This window comes from Sphingobium ummariense RL-3, from assembly GCF_000447205.1.
Classification (GTDB): Bacteria; Pseudomonadota; Alphaproteobacteria; order Sphingomonadales; family Sphingomonadaceae; genus Sphingobium; species Sphingobium ummariense.
Window position 1 is genome coordinate 67,394 of the sequence record NZ_AUWY01000091.1, and the last position, 19,798, is coordinate 87,191.

The window sequence follows — 19,798 nt, forward strand, 5'->3', positions numbered from 1 at the left end:
CGAAGTGCGCGCTTATTCCCGGCCCTTCAGCTCATCGCCCCGGATCGTCGCGACATGCAGCACGTTGGTGGATCCGGGGATGCCGAAGGGCACGCCCGCCAGCACCACGATCTTGCCGCCCTTCTCGGCCATGCCGTGGCGCAGCGCCATGCGGCGCGCCTTGCCGATCATTTCCTCGAACGTGCCGATATCCTTGGTGCGGATAGCATGGACGCCCCAGGTGAGGCCCAGCTTGCGCGCCGTGTCCTGACGCGGCGTCAGGGCCAGGATGGGGCTCAGCGGCCGCTCGCGCGCGACGCGCCGGACCGTGCTGCCCGACGAGGTGAAGCAGGTGATGGCGCTGCCGCCCACGACCGATACGATACTGCCCGCCGCCTCGGCCAGCGCGTCGGCCGTGGTTGCGTCGGGCTTGGTTTCCGTGAAGTGCAGCCGCGCGAAATAGCCGGGATCGCGCTCGACGCTGTGCGCGATGCTGTCCATCATCGCGACCGCCTCGACCGGCCAGTCGCCCGCCGCGGTCTCGGCGGACAGCATGATCGCGTCGGCGCCGTCATAGACCGCGGTGGCGACGTCCGACACCTCGGCGCGGGTCGGCGTGGGCGCCTTGATCATCGATTCGAGCATCTGGGTCGCGACTACTACGGGCCGCCCCATGCGACGTGCGGTGGCGACGATCTGCTTTTGCAGCGGCGGAACGGCCTGGGGCGGCAGTTCGACGCCCAGATCGCCGCGCGCCACCATCACGCCGTCCGCCAGTTCGATGATCTCCTCCAGCCGCTGCACGGCCGACGGCTTCTCGATCTTCGCCATCAGCGCGCCGCGCCCGCCCATCAGCTTGCGCGCCTCAGCCAGATCCTCCGGCCGTTGCACGAAGCTGAGTGCAATCCAGTCAAGATCCTGCTCCAGCGCGAAGCTCAGATCCCGCCGGTCCTTGTCGGTCAGCGCCGGGACCGGCACGACCACGTCGGGCACGTTGACGCCCTTGCGGTTGGAAAGTGCGCCGCCGACCTCCACGACGGTCTCGATCCGCCGGTCGTCCACTGTCTTGACCCGCAGCACCAGCTTGCCGTCGTCCAGCAGCAACCGCGTTTCAGGCACCAGCGCCTCATAGATTTCCGGATGCGGCAGGTTGACGCGCCGGGCGTCCCCCGGCGTTTCATCGCGGTCCAGCACGAACGGCATCCCCGTCTCCAGCACCGCAAGGCCGCTGGCGAAGGTGCCGACGCGTAGCTTCGGCCCCTGCAGGTCGCCCAGAATCGTCGTCGGACGGTTGAATTCCTTTTCCAGCCCACGGATTGCAGCGATACGCGCGGCATGGTCCTCATGGGCGCCATGGCTCATGTTGATGCGGAAGGCATCCGCCCCCGCGACAAAGAGCGCGCGAATCATTTCTACCGTGTCGCTTGCGGGACCGAGGGTCGCAAGGATACGGACCTTGCGCGAACGGGGCGGCAAACGTGTCATCTTCAGGCTCCTGACCGTCAAGTTCGTCCCCGGCTTGCCAGGGCGTCGTTATGGATTATCCGTGCTGCACGACAGGATGATGTAGAAAGAGCGAGGAACCCGCCCATGGCTGATAGCATACTCAACGACGCGGTCGCCGCAACCGCCTTCCGCCGTCTCGTCGCACATCTGCAGCATCGCACCGATGTGCAGAACATCGACCTGATGGGAATAGCGGGCTTCTGCCGCAACTGCCTAGCCGACTGGATCGCGGAGGCGGACGGATCGCTAAGCCGGGATGAAGCGCGCGAAATCATCCACGGCATGCCCTTCGCCGACTGGAAGGCGCGCCATCAGAGCGAGGCCAGTCCCGAACAGATCGAAAGAATGAAGGAGAGTGTGGCGAAGAACGCCGACAGCCATTAGGAGCATGCGCCAACCGATTCACACCCACTGGAGATTATCATGAGCGAGGGCAACGTCGCCGCCGATCAGCTACGCCTTCTCATCGAACGCATCGAGCGTCTCGAGGAGGAAAAGAAGGGCATCGGCGACGACATCAAGGACGTCTATCTGGAAGCAAAGGCGAACGGCTATGATCCCAAGATCATGCGCCAGATCGTCCGCCTGCGGAAGATGCAGCCGCACGACCGCCAGGAGATGGAGGCGATCCTCCAGACTTACCTCGCTGCGCTGGGCATGGAATAAGAGCGTATCGAAACGGAAGGAGAGCGCCCATGTCCGAGATCATCGTCAGCACCACCCCCACGCTGGAAGGGCGGCCCGCAAAGGAGTATCTCGGCATCGTCACCGGCGAGGTGATCGTCGGCGCCAACCTGTTCCGTGACCTGTTTGCCAGCGTCCGGGACATCGTGGGCGGCCGGTCGGGCGCTTATGAGGATGTTCTTCAGCGCGCCCGCGAACAGGCGATCGGCGAAATGCGCATGCGCGCCGCCACAATGGGCGCCAACGCCGTCGTGGGCGTCGATCTCGACTATGAAGTGATCGGGTCCAACGGGTCGATGCTGATGGTGTCGGCTTCCGGCACGGCGATCCTCTATTGACGCTGGCCGTTCGCCAGGCGGAAGCGGCCGACGCCGCTGCCTGCGCGGCACTCTACGCGCCCTTCGTCACCGACAGCTGGGTCAGTTTCGAGACCGATCCGCCCGATCCGGCCGAGATGGCACGCCGGATCGCCGACTACGGCACGTCGCATGGCTGGTTGGTGGCGCAGACGGCGGACGGGCAGATCGTGGGCTATGCCTATGGCAGCCCGCATCGCACCCGCGCCGCCTATGCGACGTCCGCCGATGTCGCCATCTATGTCGATCCCGCCTTTGCCCGCCGCGGCGTGGGTAGAGCGCTTTACGTCGCACTGCTGCCGCTGTTGAAAGACAGGGGCTATCATGCCGTGTTCGCGGGCATCGCCCTGCCCAATGCAGCCAGCATCGCCCTGCATGAGGCGATGGGCTTCACCCCCGTCGGCATCTATCGGGAGGTCGGATGGAAGCTGGGCGGATGGCGCGACGTGGGCTGGTGGCAGCGCCTGGTATGATGGGCCTCCTCTGGCGGTTGCCCTGAGGGTGGTCGCTGGTGTAAGGGCGCCCATCCCTTTCAGACCGGCAGACAAGAAGTCAGGACCATGGCAGGCCATTCCAAGTTCAAGAATATCATGCATCGCAAGGGCGCGCAGGACAAGAAGCGCTCCTCGATGTTCTCCAAGCTCAGCCGCGAAATCACCGTTGCGGCCAAGATGGGCCTGCCGGACCCCGACATGAACCCCCGCCTGCGTCTGGCGATCAACGCCGCCAAGGCCCAGTCCATGCCCAAGGACAATATCCAGCGCGCCATCGACAAGGCGTCGGGCGGCGACATGGAGAATTATGAGGAGGTCCGTTACGAGGGCTATGGCCCCGGCGGTGTCGCCATCATCGTCGAGGCGCTGACCGACAACCGCAACCGCACCGCGACCAATGTACGCACCGCCTTCTCCAAGAATGGCGGCAATCTCGGCGCATCCGGCGCAGTCAGCCACGGCTTCGACCGGATGGGCCAGATCACCTATCCGGCGAGCGCGGGCGACGCCGATGCGATCTTCGAGGCGGCGCTGGAAGCGGGTGCCGAAGACGTGTCGTCGAACGAGGACGAGCACGAGATCTGGACCGCCATGGACGCCCTGCACGAGGTTGCGAAGGCGCTCGAAGCCAAGCTCGGCCCGGCCGAGGGCGCGAAGCTCGCCTGGAAGCCGCAGACCACCGTCGAAGTCGATGAAGGCAGTGCAGCGACGCTGATGAAGCTGGTGGACACGCTGGAGGACGATGACGACGTCCAGACCGTCTGGGGCAATTACGAGGTTTCGGACGCGGTGATGGAGAAGCTCGGGTAACTGGGAGGCCGGAGTATCGCTGATGCTTCTCCTGGGCCTCGACCCCGGCCTTGCCTCCACGGGCTGGGGCCTGATTTCCGCTGATGGCAACCGCCTGACCCATGTCGGCAACGGGCAGATCAGGACCGATAGCGCGCTGTCTCTCCCTACCCGTCTGATGGCGCTCGACATGGCGCTGACCAATCTCATCCTGGAGCATCGGCCGGACGGCGTGGCTGTGGAGGAAGTGTTCGTCAATACGAACCCGCAATCGACGCTAAAGCTGGGCCAGGCTCGGGGCGTGATCCTGCTGGCAGCAGCACGGTCCGGCATGGACGTCGGCGAATATGCCGCGCGGCTGGTGAAGAAGGCCGTGGTGGGCGTAGGCAACGCGTCAAAGGAGCAGGTGCACGCCATGGTGGCCCGGCTGCTGCCCGGGGTGAAGATCGCAGGGCCTGACGCCGCCGATGCTCTCGCCGTCGCCATCACCCATGCGCACCATCTGGCGAGCGCCCGGCGCATCCCGAGCAAATAGGGTTTTGCGCCCGCGCCGGATACGCGGCAGAGCATGAAGACGATGAGCGATCTTCCCATCCATGCCGTGCTGCCCGATCTGCTCGCTGCCCTGCGCGTCGGCAGCAACGCGGTACTGGTCGCGCCGCCGGGCGCGGGCAAGACGACGGCAGTGGCTCCGGCGCTGCTGGGCGAGCCATGGTGCACCGGAAAGGTGCTGCTGCTTTCGCCCCGGCGGCTGGCGGCAAGGGCCGCGGCGGAGCGGATCGCGGAGCTGATGGGCGAGCAGCCCGGCGGCCTCGTCGGCTATGCCACGCGCATGGACAGCCGGCAGTCGGCCCGCACCCGCCTGCTGGTGCTGACCGAGGGCATCTTCGTCCGTCGTATCCAAGACGATCCGGAGCTGGCGGGCGTGTCGGCCGTGCTGTTCGACGAAGTGCACGAGCGGAGCCTGGATAGCGACTTCGGCCTCGCCCTGGCGCTCGACGCGCAGGCCGCGCTGCGGCCCGACCTGCGGATCGTGCCGATGTCCGCCACGCTGGACGGCGCGCGTTTCGCGGAGCTGCTGGGGGACGCGCCGGTGATCGAGAGCGAGGGGCGGATCCAGCCCTTGGAGCTGCGCCATGTCGGCCGCGCCGCCGAGAAGCGCATCGAGGACGAGATGGCCGCCGTCGTCCGCCGCGCCCTGGCGGAAGAGGCGGAGGGCGACCTGCTTGCCTTCCTGCCCGGCGTCGGCGAGATCGAGCGCACGGCAGAGCGACTGGACGACGCCGAGGTCGAGGTCCACAGGCTGCACGGCAGACTGGAACCGGCGGCCCAGCGCGCCGCCATCCGCCCTTCGCGGGAGGGACGGCGCAAGGTCATCCTGGCCACCTCGATCGCCGAGACCAGCCTGACGATCGAAGGAGTGCGGATCGTGGTCGACTGCGGGCTTGCCCGCCGGCCGCGCTACGATCGGGCGGCCGGCGTGACCCGGCTGGTCACCGAACGAGCGAGCCAGGCGGCCGCCACCCAGCGCGCCGGGCGTGCCGCGCGCCAGCGGCCCGGCGTCGCCTATCGCCTCTGGGAGGCTGCGGCGACAGCGGGCATGCCGCCCTTCGATCCGCCGGAGATCATGGAAAGCGACCTTTCCAGCCTGCTGCTCGACTGCGCACTGTGGGGCGTTGCCGATCCGGCCAGCCTGCGCTGGCTCGATCCGCCGCCTGCCGCCGCCGTCGCGGAAGCCCGCTCGCGGCTTACCGTCCTCGAAGCGCTGGATGAGAACGGCCGGATCACGGCGCACGGCAAGGCGCTGGCGAGGCTGCCGCTGGCGCCGCGCATCGGCCATATGCTCGTGCGGGCAGGAGAGATGGGCCTCGCCGAGCTTGCCGCCGAGGTGGCGGTGCTGCTGGGCGAGCGCGGCATCGGCGGGCAGGACACCGACCTGACGCTGCGCCGCCAACGCTGGCGGCGCGAGGGCGGCCAGCGGGCCGAGGCGGCGCGGGCGCTGGCGAAACGGTGGGCCGGCCTCGTCAAGCATCACGCGTCCTCCTCCCCTATCCAATCGCTTGAAAGCAGGACCCAGGATGGCGTCGGCCTCTGCCTCGCCCTTGCCTTTCCCGATCGTGTGTCGAGGCGCCGCTCAGCCGACGGCGCCGATTGGGCGAGTGTCGGAGGGCGGGGCTTCCGGCTAGATCCGCTGTCGCCGCTCGCGCGTGAGGAATGGCTGGCGGTGGGCGAGGTACAGGGTAGCGCAGCCGGCGCGCGCATCCTGTCCGCCGGGCCGATCACGGAGACCGATGTGCTGGCGCTGTTCGGCGACCGCGTGAAGGAGCATCGAACCGTGCGCTTTCGCCCGGCCAATAGCGGCGTTGAGGCGTTGCGGGAGCGACGGCTGGGCGCGGTGCGGCTATCGAGTGGGTCGGACGACCGACCCGACCCGGAAGCCGTCGCCGCAGCGCTGATAGAAGGCGTCCGGCAGGGCGGGCTGGAACTGCTGCCCTGGTCCGACGCCGCGCGATCACTGCGGATGCGGGCCGATTATGCCGGCGTGGAGGCGCTGTCCGACGAGGCGCTTCTGGAGAATCTCGACCAATGGCTGCCCCCTCTCCTTTCCGGCAAGCGACGCCTGTCGGACATCGACCGCTCGCAGCTTTCGGGCGTGCTGGAAGGGCTGATCGGATGGGACGGCAAGCAACAGCTCGATCGTCTTGCTCCGCCCGATTTCCGATCGCCGGCGGGCAGCAGCCATGCAATCGACTATGCGGCCGAAGGCGGACCGCGTGTCGAGTTGCGGGTCCAGGCGCTCTTCGGCCTTGCCGAGCATCCGACGATCGGTTCCCGGCGCATCCCGCTCGTCCTCTCGCTCACCTCCCCCGCCGGACGCCCGATCCAGACGACGCGCGACCTGCCCGGTTTCTGGGCGGGCAACTGGCGTGATGTCGCCAAGGAGATGCGCGGGCGATACCCCAGACATCCCTGGCCCGACGATCCGACAGGCGCGGCTGCCACCTTGCGGACGAAAAAGGCCGATGCGCGTGGGAAATCTTGATTCTCCCGCGCCGCTGGTGCAACGCGGGATTACCAGTCAGGGAGTCCCGCAAACGATGGCCGCGCGCATCTACCAGATTCAGAAGAACGCCTTGCAGTCCGGCAAGGCGCTGACCCGTAAATGGGTCCTGGAGCATGTGCCCACCGAAGCGAAGAAGCCCGACCCGCTGACCGGCTGGGCCGGCTCCGGCGACACGGAACAGCAGGTGAAGCTGACATTCCCCTCGGAGGAAGCGGCCCGCGCCTATGCCGACCGCCGCGGCATCGCCTACACCGTCCTTCCGACCGCGCCCAAGACGCTCAAGATTCAGGCCTACGCCGACAATTTTCGCTGAGTGGGATTACCTCTCACGGCAGCGGCAGCACGCCTTAGGCCGCCATCCCGCCCGATTGCCGCCTTATTCCCTTGCCAAAGAGCAGGGGAACGCGGCAGAAGTCGCCCTTTGACGGACATGAAAAGAATATGACGGATCGCGAGCAGATTTTCGACAGTGTCGCCGCGCAGATCGCGCCCTTCAACAAGAAAGGCGTGGAGCTGAGCGAGGCCACCACCTTCGCCGGCGATCTGGAGTGGGACAGCCTGACCGTGATGGACTTCGTCGCCGCCATTGAGGACGAGTTCGACATCATCATCACCATGAACATGCAGGCCGAGATCGAGACCGTCGGCCAGCTGGTCGATGCGGTGGCGAAGCTGAGAGGCTGAGCTTCCTTTTTTTCCGTGATCTGAACGGACTGGATTTATGACTGAAGCCACCGCCACCGCGCACGATGCCCGCACGCCTGCGGAGATGTCTAATGCACGGGATCTGTTTTCCAAGTTCGACGCATTGATCGCCGAGCGCGAGGCGCTACTGGCGACCGGCGTGCGCGATCCCTTCGCCATTGTGATGGATGAGGTGAAGTCGCCGACGCTGGCCATCATCAAGGGCAAGGAGACCATCCTGCTCGGCACCTACAACTATATGGGCATGACCTTTGACCCGGATGTTGTCGCAGCGGGCAAGAGGGCGCTGGACGAATTCGGCTCCGGCACCACCGGCAGCCGCGTGCTCAACGGCACCTATCAGGGCCACAAGGAAGTAGAAGAAGCGCTCAAGGACTTCTACGGCACCTCCGGCGCGATGGTCTTTTCGACCGGCTATCAGGCCAATCTCGGCATGATCTCCACCCTGGCGGGCAAGGGCGACTATGTCATCCTCGACGCAGACAGCCATGCCTCCATCTATGACGGTTGCTTCCTGGGCGATGCGGAAATCGTCCGGTTTCGTCACAACAGTGTCGAAGATCTGGACAAGCGGCTTGGCCGCCTGCCCGCTGATGCGCAGAAACTGGTCGTGCTGGAGGGCGTCTATTCGATGCTGGGCGACGTTGCGCCGCTGCCGGACATGATCGCCGCGGTGCGCAAGCACCCCAATTGCATGATCCTGGTGGACGAAGCCCATGGGATGGGATTTTTCGGCGCCAACGGCCGGGGCGTCTATGAGGAGCAGGGCGTCGAGAAGGACGTCGACTTCGTGGTCGGCACCTTTTCCAAGTCGGTTGGCACCGTCGGCGGCTTTTGCGTTTCCAACCATCCCAAGTTCGAAGTGCTGCGGCTGGTCTGTCGCCCCTATGTCTTCACCGCCAGCCTGCCCCCCAGCGTGGTCGCCACCGCCGCGACCAGCATCCGTAAGCTGATGCTTGCGGGGGAAAAGCGCGCGCACCTCTGGAAGAATAGCCAGCGACTGCACCAGGGCCTGACCGATCTCGGCTTCACGCTGGGGACCAAGGAACCCCAATCGGCGATCATCGCCGTGATCCTGACCGACCAGACGCAGGCCGTGGCGATGTGGCAGGCGCTGCTGGAACTGGGCCTCTACGTCAATATGGCGCGTCCCCCCGCTACCCCGGCCGGTACTTTCCTGCTGCGCTGCTCGCTCTGCGCGGAGCATAGCGACGAGCAGGTCGAGCAGATCATCGGCATATTCGCGGCCGCAGGGCGTACGGTAGGCGTGATCCGCTGATCGGGGCCGCGGTTTCGCCGGCCCGGTTTCCCTGCGCGATAAATCGACGAAACGCGCGGAACCATTAACCAGCCTTGTTTCGTCTTTGCCGCGGTTCGTCTAAAGGTGGCCTGATGGCGGACGGCGATCACTCGAACGGCACGGGGGGCAAATGGCGGTCGCGGCTTCGCGGCCTGCTGCCGCCACTCCTGGTCATCCTGATCGTCGGCGCGCTCGGCGCCCTCCTCTACAGCGCAAGCCAGGCATCGACGGATCATCGGCGCGCGCTTCAGGAACAGCAGCAAAGCTATGAGGTAATCGCTCTGGCGCGCGGTTTCGAAGCGACGACCGCGCGCGCCGAGGTCACGCTTGCGCGCTATGTCATCAGCCTCGATCCCGACACGGGGCGGCTGTTCCAGGACCAGTGGCGCTATGCCGCCAGCCAACTCAAATCGTTGACCTATGCCACGCGCAATTCCGGCTGGCAGGAGACGAATGTGCGCGCGCTGCGGCAGGCATTCGTTGCCCGAGGCAAGACGCTGAGCGACATCGGCCTGCGTACCACCTATGATCAGAAGATGACGGCGCTGGCGCGCTTTCACGAGGCGGGCAAATCGCAGGACCTGCGCCGCATCACCGGCCTGCTGAAGCTGGTCATCGATGCGGAGAATGCCCGGCTGCGGGAACGAAGCCTGGCCGTTTCGCTCGCAGGGGACCGCAACGATTGGGTGACGCGTACCTCCCGGCTGCTGGGGCTGGCGCTGCTCGTCTGCGTGCTGTTCGTCGCCTGGCTTGCCAACGCCGCCTGGACCGAGCGGCGCAATGCCCGTCACCAGGCGGAGGCGGAAGCAGAACGTGCCGACCGACTGGATGCCGCCGTTCGCGACCGTACGGCCGAGCTGTCCCAAGCCTATGATCAGTTGCAAAAGGAGTCTGCCGAACGCGCTGCCGCCGAGGAAAATCTGCGCCAGATGCACAAGATGGATGCGGTGGGCCAGCTGACCGGCGGTATCGCGCACGACTTCAACAACATGCTTGCCGTGGTCGTAGGCGGCCTGGAACTTGCCAAGCGCAAGCTGCGGCTGAAGCCTGAAGAGGCGTCCCGTCACCTCGACAATGCGATGGAGGGAGCCAATCGCGCATCCGCGCTCACGCGGCGGCTGCTCGCCTTCGCCCGCTCCGAGCCGCTGCTGCCGAGCGCCGCGGACCCCGATTCGCTGGTGTCGGGCATGGCCGACCTGATCGATCGCACGATCGGCGACGCGATCCGGGTCCGCTTCGAGCAAGAGGCCAAGGGCTGGCGCATCTTCGTCGACCAGCACCAGATGGAAAATGCCATCCTCAACCTCTGCGTCAATGCGCGCGACGCGATGGACGGGCGCGGAACGCTGACCATCTCCACCGGCCGGGCGTCCTTGAGCGCTGGCGAGATCGGCGAATGCGCGGCTGGCGATTATGTCGTGCTGACCGTCACCGATGACGGCTGCGGCATGACTCCCGAAGTGGTCGCGCGCGTGTTCGAGCCCTTCTTCACCACCAAGCCGGTGGGCAAGGGCACGGGCCTCGGACTCAGCCAGATCTTCGGCTTCGTCCGGCAGAGCAAGGGCGAAATCCAGATCGAGTCGGAACCAGGAAAAGGCACGAGCGTGCACATCTATCTGCCGCGCCGGACGGCAGAGGGCGAGGAGGAAGCCGACGTTTCGTCGATGCAGGAGCGCGAGCAGACGCTGCACCCACCCACGCGCATTCTGGTGGTGGAAGACGATCCGCGCGTGCTCAACCAGACCATGGCGGCGCTGGCGGAGCTGGGCCACCTGCCCATCCCCTGCGATCATCCGTCGAAGGCGGCGAAGCTGCTCCACAACAATGCCGATATCGGCCTGATCCTGAGCGACGTGCTGATGCCGGACATGACCGGTCCGGAAATGATCAAGGCGCTGCCCGCGGCGCATCGGCACCTGCCGGTGCTGTTCGTCACCGGCTATGCCGGCGACACAATCGAGAGTCCCGATTTCGAGGACCATATCGTGCTGCGCAAGCCCTATACGCTGGCGGGCCTGTCTGCGGCGCTGACTGCCGCGCTCAACGAATCGAGCCCCGAAGGAAGAGCCGCGGCAGCAGAGTGAGCGCGCCGAGCAGCGGCCAGCGCCGCTGCCAGGGCCGGATCTCGATTGCCGTGCCTGCGTGCCGGTTGATCTTCCAGGCGAGATAATCGATCCCGCCCGCATAAGTGAAGCTCGCCTTGGCAAGGCGAACGATGGAGAGCCACTTCCCCCGGCGCTGAAGCCTGCGCCAATGCCGGAGGGGATCGAGGGGGGACGGCGGCAAGCCTTGAGCAACGGCCGCCTCGCCGAAGCCGCGATAGCGTTCCGGGTCGGCATCGACGATCGACAGCGACCGTCCTTTCCGCTCCGCGCGCAACTCGGCATTGTAGGTGAGTGTGAAACCGGCGCGCCAGAGCGCCAGCACGTCCTCTCCCTTCGCCATGGGCCGCGCAAGGGACAGGAGCGTCGGCGCGGCCAGTGCTACGGCGGCGATCACCCCTGCCCTCGCCTGCTCGTCAGAGGTCCAGAGCAACCGCGAAGGCTGGGCAAAGCGCGCCCATACCGAGACATTGTCCGCCTGCGGTCCGCAGAGCCGGGCGAAGTCAGCCTCCGACAGCACGGCATATTTGGCGATCAGCCCGTCATGCTCGAACGGAAAGACATTGGGCGGGATCAGCCGATTGGCCCGCGCCAGCCAACCCTTGCCATAGGCGGCCCCATAGTCCGAGACGATCAGGTAGAAATCGAGCATCAGTCCATCGAGGTTCCTCTCCCGAAGGCAGGAACCGTAGAACAGCACAGCGCGGGCGGCCTGGGGATATTTTGCCGCGAGCGCACGCGCCATCGCGGCGGCGCGCGGGTCGGCCGGCGCGGAAAGCTCGGCCGTCACGAGTGAAAGAAGCGGGCTGGGCATGATGAGCGCTTATCCGTTCGGCCGCGACTTGTCGAAGGCGACCATCAAGGTCGGGTTTTGCGGAAGAGCAGCGAGAGATTGTTCGCGGGCATCTCCACCAGCCCTTGCAGCGTCAGCCCCTGAACATCGGCCGCCGCCACGACATCCTCCATCCGGCGCAGGCCCCAGCGCGCGTCGCGGCTCCTCAGCGATTCATCGAAGGCAAGATTGCTGGGCGCGGTTTCCACCCCTTCGCGCAGATAGGGCCCGTAGAGATAGAGCAGGCCACCCGCCGGGAGAAGGGCACCCGCACCGCCAAGCAGGCCGAGCGTCGCGTCCCACGGGCTGATATGGACCATGTTGATGCAGAGGATGGCATCGGCCCGGTCGATCGGCCACGCGGGTGCCGCTGCATCCAGGTGAAGCGGCGCGCGCACGTTCGGGGAACGGGCTTCCTGCGTCCAGGCGGCAATCGAAGCGAGCGCCGCAGGGTCAGGATCGCTGGGTTGCCACTGTAGCGAGGGGAAGGCGGCGGCGAAATGCACCGCATGCTCGCCGCTGCCGCTCGCCACCTCCAGCACGAGACCGGAGGATGGCAGCGCGTCCTTCAGAACCGCGACGATCGCGTCCCTGTTCCGCAGCGTGGCGGGCGCATGGCGCTTTCCCGCCACGGCGTCCGCCTCGCCCGGAACCCAGGCGCTCATTCCGCCGCCTGCGCCAGCTCCGGCTCGCTCCAGGTCAGTACCGGCTTGCGCGCGGCGAGCGTCTCGTCGAGGCGACGGCGTGGAGCGTGATAGGGGGCGCCCTTCAGCGCCTCGTCACCCGCACGGGCACGCTCGGCAAGGCTGCGAAGCGCCAGGATGAACTGGTCGAGCGCCGCCTTGCTCTCCGTCTCGGTCGGTTCGACCAGCATCGCGCCATGAACGACCAGCGGGAAATACATGGTCATCGGGTGGAAGCCTTCGTCGATCAGCCCCTTGGCGATGTCGAGCGTGGTGAAGCCCTCGGCCAGTCCCTTGTCGCTGAACAGCGCCTCATGCATGCACGGGCCGCTGGCGCCGAAGGGCGCATCGAGCACGTCCTCCAGGCTGCGCAGCACATAGTTGGCGTTCAGCACAGCGTCCTCCGCCACCTGCCGCAGGCCGTCGGCACCGTGGCTGAGGATATAGGTCAGCGCACGGGTGAACATGCCCATCTGGCCATGGAAGGCGGACATGCGGCCGAAGCTCTGCGGCATTTCCTCACCGACATTCTCCTCCTCGATCAGGTGAATCGTGCCGTCGGCCATGCGGGCGGTATAGGGCAGCGGACCGAAGGGCGAGAGCGCCTCCGACAGCACCACCGGGCCGGAACCGGGACCGCCACCACCATGGGGGGTGGAGAAGGTCTTGTGCAGGTTGATGTGCATGGCATCGACGCCCAGGTCGCCGGGACGGACGCGGCCGACAATGGCGTTGAAGTTCGCGCCGTCGCAATAGACGAAGGCCCCCGCCGCATGGACGGCATCGGCGATCTTCTTCATGTCGCGTTCGAACAGGCCGCAGGTGTTGGGATTGGTGATCATCACCGCCGCCACGTCGGGGCCAAGGCGCGCCTCCAGCGCGGCGAGATCGACGCGGCCCTCCGGCGTCGCCGGAATATTCTCCACCTGATAGCCGCAGAAGGCGGCCGTCGCCGGGTTGGTGCCATGGGCGCTTTCGGGCACCAGCACGACCTGGCGCGCGTCGCCCCGCGCCTCCAGCGCGGCGCGGATGCAGAGCAGGCCGCACAGTTCGCCATGGGCGCCGGCCTTGGGCGTCATGGCGACGCCGTGCATGCCGGTGAGGTCGATCAGCCAGAAGGCCAATTCGTTGATCACGCCGAGCGCACCCTGCACCGTCGACTGCGGCTGGAGCGGATGGATGTCGGCGAAGCCGGGCATCCGCGCCACCTTCTCGTTGAGGCGCGGGTTGTGCTTCATCGTGCAGCTGCCGAGCGGGAAAAGACCGAGATCGATGGCATAGTTCTGGCGGCTGAGGCGGGTATAGTGGCGCACCGTCTCCTGCTCCGACAGGCCAGGCAGGCCGATGGCATCGGTGCGGGCGAGGCCGCCGAGACGGCTTTCCACCTTCGGCGCGTCCGGGAAATCGACGCCGGTGGTGTCAACCGAGCCGATCTCGAAGATCAGCGCTTCTTCCAGCATCAGCGCACGGTTTCCAGTGGCAGTCGCGGGAGCCATATGCGCTTCCTTCACGGGCTCGGGCGCGGTGGGACGGCCTTCCTTGAGCATGGTCATGCCAATTCCTCCTCCAGCGCCTTGGCAAAGGCTTCGACATCCTCCGGCGTCACGGTTTCGGTGACCGCCACGACCAGGCCTTTTCCGATCTCCGGCGCATCGGGGAACAGGCGGCCGAGCGATACACCGCCCAGCACGCCCCGATCCGCCAGCCGGCGCACGACCTCGCGCGCATCCTTAGGCAGGATGAGCGTGAACTCGTTGAAGAAGCTGTCGTTGAGGAGCTTCACGCCCGGTACCTGCACCAGCCTGTCCGCAGTCTCGACTGCCATAGCATGATTGAGCCCAGCCAGTTCACGCAGGCCCTTCTCGCCCAGCAGGGTCATGTGGATGCTGAACGCCAGCGCGCACAGCCCGGAATTGGTGCAGATGTTGGAAGTCGCCTTTTCGCGGCGGATATGCTGCTCGCGGGTCGAGAGCGTCAGCACGAAGCCGCGCTTTCCCGCCGCGTCGAACGTCTCGCCGCACAGGCGCCCCGGCATCTGGCGAACATATTTCTGCTTGCAGGCGAAGAGGCCCAGATAAGGCCCGCCGAACTGCAGGCCGACACCGATCGACTGGCCTTCGCCCACGACGATGTCCGCGCCCATATGGCCCGGGGCCTGGATCGCGCCCAGCGCGACCGGCTCCGTCACGACCGCGACCAGCAGCGCGCCCGCCTCATGGGCGGCGTCGGCGAGCGGGGTCAGGTCTGCGATGCGGCCCAGGATGTCGGGATACTGGACGACGACGCAGCTGGTATCCTTGTCGATCGCGGCGATCAGCGCGTCGATGTCGGTCGCAGCTTCCAGCTTAGGAGTCTCATACACCAGCGCGTCGCCGGTGAACTTCGCCATGGTCCTGGCGACCGACACATAATGGGGGTGGAGACCGGAAGACAGCAGCGCCTTGGCGCGCTTCGTGACGCGGCGCGCCATGCCGATCGCCTCCCAGCAGGCGGTCGAGCCGTCATACATGGAAGCGTTGGCGACGTCGCAGCCCAGCAGGCGCGCGACCTGCGTCTGGAATTCGAACAGCACCTGGAGCGTGCCCTGTGCGATTTCCGGCTGATAGGGCGTGTAGGCGGTCAGAAACTCGCCGCGCTGGATCAGATGATCGACGCTGGCAGGAACATGGTGCTTGTACGCGCCCGCGCCGAGGAAGAAGGGCGCTTCCCCTGCCGACAGGTTCTTCCGGGCAAGCGCCGCCATGTGGCGCTCAACCGACAACTCGCTTGCATGGTCGGGCAGACCGGCGATCTTGTCGGCCAGGCGAGCCTCCGTCGGCACGTCGACAAACAGATCATCGATCGAGGACGCGCCGATGACGGACAGCATCTCCTGCCGGTCGCCGTCGGTAAGGGGTAGGTAGCGCATTCTTCTTCTCCCCCCTCCCCCGCAAAGGGAGGGGTTATCAGGCATCAAAGGGAGGCGACGAACTTCTTGTAGGCGGCTTCGTCCATCAGGCCGTCCAGCTCGCTGGCATCGGCGACGCGCAGCTTGAAGAACCAACCGTCCTCCTCCGGATCACTGTTCACCAGGGCGGGCTCGTCCTCGAGCGCGCCATTGGCCTCGACCACCTCGCCGGAAATCGGCGCATAGACGTCGGACGCGGCCTTCACGGATTCGACCACGGCGGCATCGTCACCCTTCTCGAAGACCGCGCCTTCGGCCGGCAGCTCGACGAACACGATGTCGCCCAGCTGCTCCTGCGCATAGTCGGTAATGCCGACGGTGGCGATTTCGCCCGCAACGTCGATCCATTCATGCTCGTCGGTAAAATAACGGCTCATCTTGCTTCTCCCCTCGGACGTTCAGGATTTCGCGCGGCGGTAACGGTGCGGCACGAACGGCATCGGCGCCACCGTGGCACCGATGCGCTTGCCCCTCACCTCGATCTCAAGCGCCGTGCCAAGCGCCGCATGCGGCAGGCTGACCCAGCCCATGGCAATGGGCGCGCCGACGGTCGGCGCGAAGCCGCCGGACGTGACTTCGCCAACCAGGTTCGCGCCGGAATAAATCTGGGCGCCCTCGCGGGCGGGCAGGCGGCCCTCGATGGTCAGGCCCACGCGCTTGGTGCCGGGGCCATCGGCCAGTTCCTTCAGAACACGGGCATGGCCGATGAAGCCACCCTCCTCGCGCCGGCGCTTCTGGATCGCGAAGCCCAGGTCCGCGCCGATGGTGCTGACACGCGAGTCGAGATCATGGCCATAGAGCGGCAGGCCTGCCTCCAGCCGCAGCGAATCGCGGGCGCCGAGGCCGACCGGCTTCACCTGCGGCAGGGCGCACAGGGCGTCGGCCAGAAGCTGCACCGAGTCCGCTGGCACGCTGATTTCGAACCCGTCCTCCCCCGTATAGCCCGACCGGCTGATCCATAGCGGAACGCCGCGCCAGGTGAAGAGGCCCGACTGCATGAACAGCAGCTCGGCGGTCCCGGGCACCAGCGCCGCCATCGCATCGCCTGCTTCCGGGCCCTGAAGCGCAAGCAGCGCCTGCTCGTCCATATGATTCATGACGACTTCGTCGGGCAGATGTTCGATCATCCAGCCGATGTCGTCATATTTGGTCGCGCCATTCACGACCATGTAGATTTCCGCGCCGTCGAACGCGCCGTCGCCGAGGCGCGAGACCATGAGGTCGTCGAGGATACCGCCTTCCTCGTCCAGCAGCATCGAATAGCGCTGGCGAAAGGGCTTCAGCCCCTTGATGTCGCTCGGCAGCAGCACTTCCAGCGCCTCGTCCACGCCCTCGCCGGAAAAGCCGAGCTGGCCCATATGGCTGACGTCGAACAGGCCGGCATGCTCGCGGGTCCAGGCGTGTTCGGCCATGATGCCTTCATACTGGATGGGCATGTGATAGCCAGCGAAGCCGACCATGCGCGCACCCTTCGCGCGGTGCCACGCATCGAGCGGCAGCTCGACCAGCGGCAGTTCTTCTTCCAGGGTGGCGACGTCATCCTTGCCGGTCATGGGGCAGCCTTTTACGTGGAGGGTTGCGACAAGGACGCGCCGCCCCGAATCGGGCCATCGCGCCTGCCACCCCCTCTGTCACGGAACCTGAGAGCTTTGACCAGCGGCACGAGGCCGGCTGGCTTACCCCTTCGGTGGGACGGCGCGTGCACGCGTCCGCTTTCCAGAGTGCCTGCCCATGATGCGGTCCTTTGGCCTGAGAGATTCCGGGGCGGTTGCTCCTTCGGCGACAGCGTCGCCTGAAAGGCGCACCATGCTCTCCCGCATCATGCCCGGCCGCGAATCCTCTTAACCGGAGACGATTTCACGCATTGCCCAATCGGGCCGCCGCGTCAATCGCCCTTCGCGTCCCGCTCCTCGCTCGCCAGCCTTTCGGCAAAGCTGCGCGCCGCGGACAGACAGTCGGCGAGGCGGGCGTCCGCTTCCGGATCGCCGAAGCGCAGGTCGGCCAGGCTGTCTGGCCCTTCGAACAGGGCCAGGAAACGCTCGACCCCGGCGAAATTGGAGTCAGCGACCAGCGCGCGGCACAGGTCGATCCGGTCGGACCAGCGGCGGTCGCCCTGGGCGCGGAGCAGGGCGGAAAGATCGTCGAGCTGCGCCACAAAGGCAGCGACCTGAGGATGGAGGGGCATGAAGTTGTTCCTGTGCCGCGGGAGATGCGCGAAAAGCCTAATCAGGCGATCGCCAGAGCGCCATGGATTTCCGCGTGCCGCTTTTCGGCGTAGCGGTCGGTCATCCCCGCAATGAAGTCGGCGACATGGCGGCTGCGCTGCGGTTCCTCCAGCGCACATTCGCCGTGCCATTCGGCCGGCATCAGTTCGGGGCGGGCATGATAGGCGCGGAACAGGTCGGTCACGATCACCCGCGCCCGGTCCGCCGCCGCAAGCTGCGTGGGATGGTGGTAGAGCGTGGCGTACATGAAGCGCTTGAGCTCACGCTCCTGCGCCGTCAGCTCGGGCGAGAAGCAGACGAGAGGCCGGCCGAGAGAACGGACGTCTTCCACCGTCTCCACCCCCGAGACGGCGATGTTGGCCCGCGTGGTCTCGATCAGGTCCGTCGCCATGACGCCGATCTGCTCGCGCACCAGTTCGCGCAGCAGCCGGTCCTCCGGCACGTCGGGATAGCGGGCACGCACCCTGTCCCAGCACCGCCTGACCAGGGGCACGGACAGCAGCTGGTCCAGGGTCAGCAACCCGGCGCGCAGCCCGTCGTCAATGTCGTGATTGTCATAGGCGATGTCGTCGGACAGCGCCGCGAGCTGGGCCTCAAGCGAAGCGTGGCTCGCAAGGTCGAGCGGGAACAGCGCATCGACCTCCCGCATCGCCCAGCCCGGGCGGTCGACCGGCCCGTTATGCTTGGCGAGCCCCTCCAGCATCTCCCAGCTGAGATTGAGGCCGCGGAAGCGCGGATAGGGCGATTCCAGCAGCATCAGCGTGCGCAGCGTATGCGCGTTATGATCGAAGCCGCCATGATCGTCGAGCGCGGCTTCCAGCGCATCCTCCCCCGCATGGCCGAAGGGCGGGTGGCCGATGTCATGCGCCAGGCACAGCGCCTCGGTCAGATCCTCGTTGAGGCAAAGCGTGCGCGCGGCGGTGCGGCCGATCTGCGCGACCTCCAGACTGTGGGTCAGCCGGACGCGGAAATGGTCGCCGTCGGGTGACACGAAGACCTGCGTCTTGTGACGCAGGCGGCGGAAGGCGATTGAGTGGATGATGCGGTCGCGGTCGCGCTGGAAGATGTCGCGCGGGCCGCGCAGCTCGCCGCCCGGCTCGGCATGAAGGCGGCCACGGCTGCGGGCGGGATGGCAGGCATAGGAGGCGAGCGTCGTCATGCGCCGCTCCTTACTTGCCCGGCAGCCGTTCGACCACCTCTCCCGCGTCGCTCCGCCAGGCGAAGGCATCGGCGCCGTCCGCCTTCAGCTTCTCCTCCAGCGATTTGGCGCGAGTGAAGCTGGCGAAGGGGCCGACCAGCAGGCGGTTGGTCCGCCCCCAACTCGCGGTCCAGGCATCCTGCGGCGCAATGTCCGCATATTTCTTGCGGAGGTTCCGCATAGTGAAGGCAAGCGCGCTCTTGTTCGCGCCCGTGCCGATCTGCAGCCAGTTGCGCGATGGATTGGCGGCGAGGCGCGCCTTTTCCTCCGCTTCCTTCTTCGCCTTGGCGTCCGCTTCCGCCTTGGCCTTTGCAGCTGCCGCCTTCTTCGCCTTGTCGGCGGCTGCCTGTCGCTCGGCGCGGCGGGCGGTCTGCATCCTCTCCACTTCGGCCAGATCGACGGCGGCAACGGTGGACTGGCGTTCCGCATCCGGCACATCGATGGCGCGGATGATATCGGCCAGGCTGCGCGTCGCTTCGGGATTGGGCTGCTGCTGCTGCGCCGGGGGTTGCTGCGCGGGAGGTTGCTGAGCCGGCAACGGCTGAACGGTCGTGGGAGCAGGCTGCGGCGCCGACGGCGCGAGCGGCGGCGGCGATGAGGATGTGGACGGCGGCGCGGAAGCCCGCGCCAGGGTGATGGCGTTAAGCTGGGCCGCGACTGCGGGCTGGCTGGTAGTTGGCGCGGGCGCGGTAGAGGCCGGCGCCGCTGTTCCGTCGACGGATTCGAAGCCCGGTGTCGGCGGCCCCTGCACCTCGTTCATGGCCTGGCGCACCGGCTGCGAAGGCGAGGGCTGCGGCGGAGCGGATTGGGGCGGGGTCGGCCGTTGCGGAACCTGGGCGGGGGAAAGCTGAGCCGCTGCCACATTGGTCCCCTGCGGCGTGGCAGCTGCGCTCTGTTGGGCCGGCGGAGTCGTCTCGGCCGCAGGCGTTGTCGC

Annotated in this window: 21 protein-coding genes and 1 riboswitch; of the genes, 11 read left to right on the plus strand and 10 right to left on the minus strand. The window is 66.7% G+C overall.

The features are described from left to right. Positions 1-12: 12 nt before the first annotated feature. Positions 13-1,464, minus strand: a complete 1,452-nt coding sequence (pyk, locus tag M529_RS37675; protein ID WP_021318452.1) for a pyruvate kinase — start codon at positions 1,462-1,464, stop codon at positions 13-15. Positions 1,465-1,569: 105 nt separating this feature from the next. On the opposite strand from pyk, the gene M529_RS37680 reads away from it, so the two are divergent. From M529_RS37680 to M529_RS37730, 11 genes are all read left to right on the plus strand, one after another. Next, complete coding sequence (locus M529_RS37680) at positions 1,570-1,869, plus strand: DUF1244 domain-containing protein (protein WP_021318453.1); 300 nt, start codon at positions 1,570-1,572, stop codon at positions 1,867-1,869. Between the two features lie 39 nt (positions 1,870-1,908). Beyond that, the gene (locus M529_RS37685) at positions 1,909-2,151 is read left to right on the plus strand and encodes a DUF2312 domain-containing protein (RefSeq protein ID WP_021318454.1); all 243 of its coding nucleotides are present in this window, start codon (positions 1,909-1,911) and stop codon (positions 2,149-2,151) included. Between the two features lie 29 nt (positions 2,152-2,180). Continuing rightward, positions 2,181-2,507 carry a heavy metal-binding domain-containing protein gene (locus tag M529_RS37690; protein ID WP_021318455.1) on the plus strand — a complete coding sequence of 109 codons (327 nt, stop codon included), beginning with the start codon at positions 2,181-2,183 and terminating at the stop codon, positions 2,505-2,507. Continuing rightward, positions 2,504-2,998 carry an arsinothricin resistance N-acetyltransferase ArsN1 family B gene (locus M529_RS37695; RefSeq protein WP_021318456.1) on the plus strand — a complete coding sequence of 165 codons (495 nt, stop codon included), beginning with the start codon at positions 2,504-2,506 and terminating at the stop codon, positions 2,996-2,998. Before M529_RS37690 ends, M529_RS37695 begins: the two co-directional genes overlap by 4 nt. 87 nt (positions 2,999-3,085) lie before the next feature. Beyond that, positions 3,086-3,829: a YebC/PmpR family DNA-binding transcriptional regulator gene (locus tag M529_RS37700; RefSeq protein WP_021318457.1), complete on the plus strand. Its 744-nt coding sequence runs from the start codon at positions 3,086-3,088 to the stop codon at positions 3,827-3,829. Positions 3,830-3,851: 22 nt separating this feature from the next. Next, complete coding sequence (gene ruvC / locus M529_RS37705) at positions 3,852-4,343, plus strand: crossover junction endodeoxyribonuclease RuvC (protein ID WP_021318458.1); 492 nt, start codon at positions 3,852-3,854, stop codon at positions 4,341-4,343. A 42-nt stretch (positions 4,344-4,385) separates the two neighbouring features. After that, the gene (gene hrpB / locus M529_RS37710; RefSeq protein WP_031295065.1) at positions 4,386-6,851 is read left to right on the plus strand and encodes an ATP-dependent helicase HrpB; all 2,466 of its coding nucleotides are present in this window, start codon (positions 4,386-4,388) and stop codon (positions 6,849-6,851) included. 55 nt (positions 6,852-6,906) lie between these two features. Continuing rightward, positions 6,907-7,185, plus strand: coding sequence for an ETC complex I subunit (locus M529_RS37715; RefSeq protein ID WP_021318460.1), 279 nt, complete (start codon positions 6,907-6,909; stop codon positions 7,183-7,185). Between the two features lie 128 nt (positions 7,186-7,313). Further along, positions 7,314-7,556 (plus strand): acyl carrier protein, encoded by a 243-nt coding sequence (locus M529_RS37720; RefSeq protein ID WP_021318461.1) that lies wholly within the window; start codon positions 7,314-7,316, stop codon positions 7,554-7,556. Between the two features lie 37 nt (positions 7,557-7,593). Further along, a complete protein-coding gene (spt, locus tag M529_RS37725; protein ID WP_021318462.1) occupies positions 7,594-8,856 on the plus strand; it encodes a serine palmitoyltransferase in 1,263 nt (420 codons plus the stop codon). Positions 8,857-8,969: 113 nt separating this feature from the next. After that, the gene (locus M529_RS37730; protein WP_021318463.1) at positions 8,970-10,961 is read left to right on the plus strand and encodes an ATP-binding protein; all 1,992 of its coding nucleotides are present in this window, start codon (positions 8,970-8,972) and stop codon (positions 10,959-10,961) included. Here M529_RS37730 and M529_RS37735 read toward each other — a convergent pair. The 9 genes from M529_RS37735 to M529_RS48435 form a co-directional block, all read right to left on the minus strand. Then, positions 10,918-11,793: a hypothetical protein gene (locus M529_RS37735; RefSeq protein ID WP_021318464.1), complete on the minus strand. Its 876-nt coding sequence runs from the start codon at positions 11,791-11,793 to the stop codon at positions 10,918-10,920. The two genes, M529_RS37730 and M529_RS37735, sit on opposite strands and share 44 nt — an antisense overlap. Positions 11,794-11,837: 44 nt before the next feature. Then, on the minus strand, positions 11,838-12,476 hold the full coding sequence (locus M529_RS37740) for a DUF938 domain-containing protein (RefSeq protein WP_021318465.1): 639 nt from the start codon (positions 12,474-12,476) through the stop codon (positions 11,838-11,840). Then, positions 12,473-14,047 carry an aminomethyl-transferring glycine dehydrogenase subunit GcvPB gene (gene gcvPB / locus M529_RS37745; protein WP_021318466.1) on the minus strand — a complete coding sequence of 525 codons (1,575 nt, stop codon included), beginning with the start codon at positions 14,045-14,047 and terminating at the stop codon, positions 12,473-12,475. Before gcvPB ends, M529_RS37740 begins: the two co-directional genes overlap by 4 nt. Then, positions 14,044-15,402: an aminomethyl-transferring glycine dehydrogenase subunit GcvPA gene (gene gcvPA / locus M529_RS37750; protein ID WP_021318467.1), complete on the minus strand. Its 1,359-nt coding sequence runs from the start codon at positions 15,400-15,402 to the stop codon at positions 14,044-14,046. Before gcvPA ends, gcvPB begins: the two co-directional genes overlap by 4 nt. 44 nt (positions 15,403-15,446) lie before the next feature. Next, positions 15,447-15,818: a glycine cleavage system protein GcvH gene (gcvH, locus tag M529_RS37755; RefSeq protein WP_021318468.1), complete on the minus strand. Its 372-nt coding sequence runs from the start codon at positions 15,816-15,818 to the stop codon at positions 15,447-15,449. Between the two features lie 21 nt (positions 15,819-15,839). Next, a complete protein-coding gene (gene gcvT / locus M529_RS37760; RefSeq protein WP_021318469.1) occupies positions 15,840-16,994 on the minus strand; it encodes a glycine cleavage system aminomethyltransferase GcvT in 1,155 nt (384 codons plus the stop codon). A gap of 174 nt (positions 16,995-17,168) precedes the next feature. Further along, positions 17,169-17,268, minus strand: a riboswitch (glycine riboswitch). A gap of 58 nt (positions 17,269-17,326) precedes the next feature. Then, complete coding sequence (locus M529_RS37765) at positions 17,327-17,626, minus strand: hypothetical protein (protein WP_021318470.1); 300 nt, start codon at positions 17,624-17,626, stop codon at positions 17,327-17,329. A gap of 41 nt (positions 17,627-17,667) precedes the next feature. After that, positions 17,668-18,825: a deoxyguanosinetriphosphate triphosphohydrolase gene (locus tag M529_RS37770; protein ID WP_021318471.1), complete on the minus strand. Its 1,158-nt coding sequence runs from the start codon at positions 18,823-18,825 to the stop codon at positions 17,668-17,670. Positions 18,826-18,835: 10 nt separating this feature from the next. Next, positions 18,836-19,798 (minus strand): SPOR domain-containing protein (locus M529_RS48435; protein ID WP_031295067.1); only part of this gene is annotated, 963 nt, incomplete at its 5' end.

Bases quoted from the DNA above. Each gene is read 5' to 3' on its own strand.
- pyk (WP_021318452.1), bottom strand. From the start codon at position 1,464: ATGACACGTTTGCCGCCCCGTTCGCGCAAGGTCCGTATCCTTGCGACC.
- M529_RS37680 (WP_021318453.1), top strand. From the start codon at position 1,570: ATGGCTGATAGCATACTCAACGACGCGGTCGCCGCAACCGCCTTCCGC.
- M529_RS37685 (WP_021318454.1), top strand. From the start codon at position 1,909: ATGAGCGAGGGCAACGTCGCCGCCGATCAGCTACGCCTTCTCATCGAA.
- M529_RS37690 (WP_021318455.1), top strand. From the start codon at position 2,181: ATGTCCGAGATCATCGTCAGCACCACCCCCACGCTGGAAGGGCGGCCC.
- M529_RS37700 (WP_021318457.1), top strand. From the start codon at position 3,086: ATGGCAGGCCATTCCAAGTTCAAGAATATCATGCATCGCAAGGGCGCG.
- ruvC (WP_021318458.1), top strand. From the start codon at position 3,852: ATGCTTCTCCTGGGCCTCGACCCCGGCCTTGCCTCCACGGGCTGGGGC.
- hrpB (WP_031295065.1), top strand. From the start codon at position 4,386: ATGAGCGATCTTCCCATCCATGCCGTGCTGCCCGATCTGCTCGCTGCC.
- M529_RS37715 (WP_021318460.1), top strand. From the start codon at position 6,907: ATGGCCGCGCGCATCTACCAGATTCAGAAGAACGCCTTGCAGTCCGGC.
- M529_RS37720 (WP_021318461.1), top strand. From the start codon at position 7,314: ATGACGGATCGCGAGCAGATTTTCGACAGTGTCGCCGCGCAGATCGCG.
- spt (WP_021318462.1), top strand. From the start codon at position 7,594: ATGACTGAAGCCACCGCCACCGCGCACGATGCCCGCACGCCTGCGGAG.
- M529_RS37730 (WP_021318463.1), top strand. From the start codon at position 8,970: ATGGCGGACGGCGATCACTCGAACGGCACGGGGGGCAAATGGCGGTCG.
- M529_RS37735 (WP_021318464.1), bottom strand. From the start codon at position 11,793: ATGCCCAGCCCGCTTCTTTCACTCGTGACGGCCGAGCTTTCCGCGCCG.
- M529_RS37740 (WP_021318465.1), bottom strand. From the start codon at position 12,476: ATGAGCGCCTGGGTTCCGGGCGAGGCGGACGCCGTGGCGGGAAAGCGC.
- gcvPB (WP_021318466.1), bottom strand. From the start codon at position 14,047: ATGACCATGCTCAAGGAAGGCCGTCCCACCGCGCCCGAGCCCGTGAAG.
- gcvPA (WP_021318467.1), bottom strand. From the start codon at position 15,402: ATGCGCTACCTACCCCTTACCGACGGCGACCGGCAGGAGATGCTGTCC.
- gcvH (WP_021318468.1), bottom strand. From the start codon at position 15,818: ATGAGCCGTTATTTTACCGACGAGCATGAATGGATCGACGTTGCGGGC.
- gcvT (WP_021318469.1), bottom strand. From the start codon at position 16,994: ATGACCGGCAAGGATGACGTCGCCACCCTGGAAGAAGAACTGCCGCTG.
- M529_RS37765 (WP_021318470.1), bottom strand. From the start codon at position 17,626: ATGCCCCTCCATCCTCAGGTCGCTGCCTTTGTGGCGCAGCTCGACGAT.
- M529_RS37770 (WP_021318471.1), bottom strand. From the start codon at position 18,825: ATGACGACGCTCGCCTCCTATGCCTGCCATCCCGCCCGCAGCCGTGGC.